Source organism: Burkholderia sp. Ac-20349 (assembly GCF_017104865.1).
Taxonomy (GTDB): domain Bacteria; phylum Pseudomonadota; class Gammaproteobacteria; order Burkholderiales; family Burkholderiaceae; genus Burkholderia; species Burkholderia aenigmatica.
This window is the reverse complement of record NZ_JAAGPM010000306.1, coordinates 1-2452: the sequence shown is the minus strand read 5'-3', so window position 1 is coordinate 2452 and position 2452 is coordinate 1. Positions and strand designations below refer to the sequence as shown.

General features: G+C 71.6%; 2 protein-coding genes and 1 pseudogene. 2 read left to right on the top strand and 1 reads right to left on the bottom strand.

All coding sequences use genetic code 11. From position 1 onward, the window contains the following. Nucleotides 1-178 precede the first annotated feature (178 nt). A complete protein-coding gene (locus G3N61_RS38760; protein ID WP_346778610.1) occupies nt 179-757 on the bottom strand; it encodes a TolC family protein in 579 nt (192 codons plus the stop codon). Between G3N61_RS38760 and G3N61_RS38755 the strand changes: the two are divergent. Then, nucleotides 701-1042: pseudogene (locus tag G3N61_RS38755) on the top strand (hypothetical protein); the annotation flags it as partial. The gene G3N61_RS38760 and the pseudogene G3N61_RS38755 overlap by 57 nt on opposite strands. A 63-nt stretch (nt 1043-1105) precedes the next feature. Then, a partial coding sequence (locus G3N61_RS38750; RefSeq protein WP_241018127.1) for an AMP-binding protein occupies nt 1106-2452 on the top strand: 1347 nt, incomplete at its 3' end.

Sequence of the window (2452 nt, the reverse complement as noted above, 5' to 3'; positions counted from 1 at the left end):
GCGGGGGCGTCGCCGGCGCGGGCCCGCCCGGCGGCGGTTGCGTGCGGGTGTCCGACCCACTCGGTACGCGCGATGCGCCGGTGTGATCGGCAGCCGGCTGCTGTCCGGCTCGGGTGGATTCGGCGGCGGCCGGCCGCGCGGGAGTCTGCAGGGAGTTGTCGCTGCTCATGGTTCGATGTCAGGGATGGTGGGTAGGTGTGGTGGCCAGCGCGGCGTCTTCCGGCTCGGCGCGGAAGCCGCCGCCGAGTGCGGCGACGAGCTGCAGTGACTGGTCCGCTCGCTGCGCGCGCAGCGCGGCGACCTCGCGGCTCGCGACCAGCAGTTGCTGGCGCACGACGAGCGCGTCGAGATAGCTGCCGACGCCGGCCCGGTAGCGCGCGTCCGCGAGCCGCCACGCATCGGTGGCCGAGTCGAACGCACGCCGCTGCGCATCGGCCTGCACGGCAAGCGAATGCAGCCGGTGCAGATCGTCGGCGACCTCGCCGATCGCCCCGATCAGTGCTTTGTTGTAGCCGGCAACCGCCAGGTCGTATTGCGCGTCGCGCCTGCGCAGCACGCCGCGCCGTTCGCCGCCGTCGAAGATTGGCAGGCTCACGGCCGGGCTGGCGTTGTAGGTGCGCGACGCGGCCTGAAACAGCGATGCGCCGCCGCGCGTCGCGAGCCCGATCAGCGCGGTGAGACTGACGTTGGGCAGGAAATCCGCACGCTCGCGGCCGGCCAGGTGCCGCTGTGCACGCGCTTCGCGACGATGATCCACGGCGCGATCACGCCGGCCGTCGCACGCTACACGCGGCAGATCACGCTCGCGTGGACGCTGTTCTTCGTCGCGATCGCCGCCGTGTCGACGCTGCTGTTCGCGACCGCGCCGATCGTCACGTGGTCGACGTTCGCGAACTACCTGTCGCTGCCGCTCGTCGCCGTGATGTTCGCCGCCGAGCATGCGTGCCGGCGCTTCGCACTGCCGCACGAACCGCGGCCGCGCATGGTCGATGCGGTGCGCGCGTATCGCGCGACGACGCACGCATCGCAGGCGTCACGATGAATTCACGGCCGGTGCGGCGCCGCCACGCGGCGCGCCGGCTTTCGCTCCCGTTTTGACCGATTTATGCCGACTCACCCGCTGGTTTTCCATTCATCGCCGGACCAGACGATCGCCTGGCGCGACGGCACGCCCGTCACCGTGCGCGCGTTCGTCGCCGACGTCGCGCGCGTGGCCGCCGCGCTGCCCGCCGGCGGCCACGTGTTCAACGTGTGCCGCGACCGCTACCGCTTCGCGGTCAGCCTGTGCGCCGCGCTCGTTGCCGGCAAGATCAGCCTGCTGCCGTCGACCCACACGCCGGAAATGGTCCGCCAGCTCGCGTCGTTCGCGCCCGACGCGTTCTGCCTGCACGACGCGCCCGACTGCGCGATCGACCTGCCGCGCTTCGCGTACCCCGACGCCGCCCTTGGCGAACTCGCGAGCGATGCGCCGTTCGCCGTCCCGCAGATCGATGCGGCGCGGATCATGGCTTACGTGTTCACGTCCGGCTCGACCGGCGCACCGGTGCCGCACCGCAAGACCTGGGGCTTCCTGGTCGGCTGCGTGCGCGCGGCGGCCGACCGCCTCGGCCTGCTCGACGGCCGCGCGGCCACGCTGATCGGCACGGTGCCCGCGCAGCACATGTACGGCTTCGAGTCGACGGTGCTGCTCGCGCTGATCGGCGGCCTCGCGTTCAGCAACCGCCAGCCGTTCTACCCGGTCGACATCCGCGACGAACTCGACGCGATCCCGCAGCCGCGCGTGCTCGTCACGTCGCCGATTCACCTGCGTGCGCTGCTGGCGGCCGGCCATGCGCTGCCGCCTGCTGCGCTCGTGCTGTCGGCCACCGCGCCGCTGTCGGAAAAGCTCGCATGCGAAGCCGAGGCCGCGCTCGACGCGCCGCTCGTCGAGATCTACGGCAGCACCGAAACCGGCCAGATCGCCACCCGCCGCACGTCGCAAGGCGCGACGTGGGCGTTGTTCCCGGGCATCCGGCTCGACCCGCGCGACGAACCGGAGGGCGACGACGGCGAGCCGACGATCTGGGTATCGGGCGGGCATGTCGAAGCACCCGTGCCGATGGGCGATGCGCTCGAACTGCTCGGCGACGGCCGGTTCCTGCTGCACGGCCGCAAGGCCGACCTCGTCAACATCGCCGGCAAGCGCACGTCGCTCGCGTACCTGAACCATCAGCTCAACGCGATTCCGGACGTGATCGACGGCGTGTTCTTCATGCCCGATGAAGCCGCGCCGGCGCACGCCGACGCGGGCCTCGAACCGGTCACGCGCCTCGTCGCGCTGGTCGTCGCAGCCGGTGGCGATCCCGGCCGGCTATGCGCTCGTACCGTTGGTGCCGACCGACGAAATGCTCAATGCAACCGATCTAACCCATCACCTCGCCGAACCGGCCTACACCGCTATGGTCGCAGCCGC